This window comes from Helicobacter sp. MIT 01-3238 (assembly GCF_003364135.1).
Classification (GTDB): Bacteria; Campylobacterota; Campylobacteria; order Campylobacterales; family Helicobacteraceae; genus Helicobacter_B.
In genome coordinates, this window is the sequence record NZ_NXLN01000050.1 from 1 (window position 1) to 3221 (window position 3221).

Genomic DNA, 3221 nt, shown 5'->3' on the forward strand with positions numbered 1-3221 from the left:
CCCAAAAACCCCAACACCCCACCAAATCTCTAAAAAAAGATTTCACATAATTTGCATAAAAGTATTAAGAGATTCTAGCTAAAGATTGGGAGTGTTGTTAATACTAAATTAAATTGCACTATAAAAAATAGTTGTAAAACAAATAAGAAGCCTTATAAAAAGGTTTTAAAAATAAGGAATATCATTTGAGGCATTTTGCATATTTCGTATGTCTAGGCTACTTTACTCTATGCCACTTGATTTTGGGCTATTTCTCACGCGTAAAGCATAAACAAGGACATACACAAACACATAGCCACAAAAAAATACTTCAAAGTTATCTAAAACGAAATACCCTAAAGTCAAATACTCTAACACCAAGTAACTTAAAATCAAATAATCTAACACTATCTAGCCTAATTCACTCCAAACCAAGCAATCTAAATAAAAGTAAGCTAAAGCAATATAAAAGGCAGTGTATCTCGCTTTTTATCTGCGCTCATCTAATCGCCACACCTTGCGCTTATGCACTAGATAATGCACCACAGCCTTTAGAGATAGCACAAGTAATCTCATCTAAGCCCCACACAACCCAATCAACCCTACCTCATTCAAGTGCATTAGTAGAGCAAATCCCCACACCACAACCACCTACTTCACAAATAATTCCACCACAACCAACTGCGCTACATTCAACCACACCACCACCAAGCACATTGCAAGTAGCCACACCACCACTTGCCCCACAGCCTGACACACCACAATCACTACAATCAATCACTACACCACTTGAAGCAATACAGCATAGTGCTTCTATCACTCCACAGATTGATTTAGCACAATCACCACAAGTGCAACAACCACTACTAGCTTCACAAGCAACTACACTACAACCACCACCACCGATAAACCAACCAAGTCAGCTAGACTCTTTGCTAGATTCCTCACTAGATTCCCTGCCAAAGCCTAGCATACCTAGCTTAGAATCTAGTTTGCCAAATCAACTAGAATCTACATTATTAGATTTCATTGCATTAGATTCTTCCCCACAAGCCCTACAAGATTCTACCTTACTAGATTCTTCCCCACCAAACCAACTAAAATCCCTAGATTTTAACTCACAAGATTTTGCTTTATTAGATTTTACTTCGCAAGATTCTACCTTACTACATTCCCCACATTCGCTATATTCCCCACAATCCAATACAAATCAACTAGAATCTACATTATTACATTCTACCTTACTAGATTCCCCAGCACAGCACTTGCAAGATTCACATTTGTCATATCCTAGCTTAGATTCTAGCTTGCCAAGCAAGCTAGAATCACTAGATTCCCTCCCTATCACACCTGATACTTCTACCCGCTTTTTATCCCCTAGCATTACCCACTCCCCAAACAACATAGAAATCATCAATATCACTACACCAAATGCCAAAGGCATATCAAATAATCACTACATAGATTTCAACATTAAGCCCAAAGGAGCTATACTAAATAATTCCTTGCAATCTATTACTTCTACTCATCTAGCAGGGTTTATTAGCTCAAACCCACACTTAAAAGATTTCAGTGCTTCTCTTATCCTAAACCAAGTAACCTCTGCAAATCCCTCATACTTGCTAGGAATGCTTGAAGTCGCAGGGGATAAAGCAAGTGTGCTTATAGCAAACCCAAATGGAATCGTATGCAAATCTTGTGGGTTTAGCAATGTAGCAAATCTAGCCTTAAGCACAGCCCTCATAGAGGACAAACTAGCTTTGAATGAGAAATGGCTAAACAATAATACGATAAACACCAATGCCACAAATAGCATAAACAATATAAATATCACAAATAACAAAAATAATGCAAACAACATAGATAATACAAATACGCCAAACAACAATACAACAAATGCCTTAAGCAATGCTAATTCTACCCAATCACTACAATCCCACCAATCACTACAAGAGCAGCTAAGGCACAATCTATCTTTGCGAGTGCAAAAAGGACATATCAATATTGATTCACTAAATGCTAGCAACACTACCACACTCACACTTCTATCTAAATCCCTAAAAATCAACAAAGCACTTTATGCGAATAATCTCTCCATACTGCTAGGAAGCAATGACATATCTTTGAGTGATAAGGGGGCGTTGCTTCTTTGGCAACCACTGCAAATAGCAAACACACCAAATGCAAAAAATACTATAAATGATAAAAGTAGCACAAGCCCACACTCAAGCACACAATCAAATGCCACACAAACAAGTTTGCAAAGAAATCAGCATCCAAATGCGCAACCAAGATTGCAAACTAATGCAAACCCACAAAATAGCAAAAAATCTACACAAGAATCCACACAAGAGATTGAACCACAGCCAAATAGCACAAATGAAGTCCTAGCCCTTGATATTGCCTATCTAGGAGGAGTGTTTGCAAACTCTATCTATCTAATTGCAAGTGATGAGCACTCTTTGGTGCAAAATAGTGGCACTATGGCTACACTTCCATCAAATATGCAGGGCGATAATGGATTTTATATCGATATAAATGGTAGATTATCCATCGCCACAAAACCAAACGAAATAAATCAAGTAATACAAACAACACAAGAAAATCAAGCAAATCAAGTAACAAAAGAAAATCAAGCAAACCAATCCACCAATCAAACCAAACAGATAAGTAAAGCACTCTACTCACATAATGCCACACAATCACATATATCTAATGATTCTAATCAATCAAACCCAAATACCATAGCCCATAGCATAACTCACACAGACAACACAAACACCACAAATCACACAGTTAGCATAGCTCCCACCATATACACCACTCTACACAGCACTCAAGATACCAAAGATACCACAAACACTATCAACAACACAAGCAATATAGGCAATACAAATACAGCAAGCCCCCCAAATACTATCCCATATAATACCACTGATACCGCGTCTTATCCCACTACAAATCCCACAAATACTACAAACATCACTGACACTACACACACTACTTCTAGCACCACTGCTTCACTCTATGCTTCTAGCACTCTAAACATATTTGCAAAATCTATCACAAACACTAGCTCAACTATCTATGCAAGAGATGCACTCTCTATGAGGGTAGATACTTTAGAGAATACACAAGGTAGTATTTATGCCCTAAATACTCTATCTATATATGCAAATACCATAAATAATATCGGTGTAGCTAGCACCAAGACATATTTGCAATCTAAGCAATACCTAACA

The 3221-nt window shown here is 37.6% G+C and carries 1 protein-coding gene; it reads left to right on the plus strand.

Features of this window, described 5'->3' with window-relative positions:
* Nucleotides 1–185: 185 nt before the first annotated feature.
* Nucleotides 186–3221: filamentous hemagglutinin N-terminal domain-containing protein (locus tag CQA40_RS10670; protein ID WP_115520809.1), on the plus strand; the 3036-nt coding region annotated here is incomplete at its 3' end.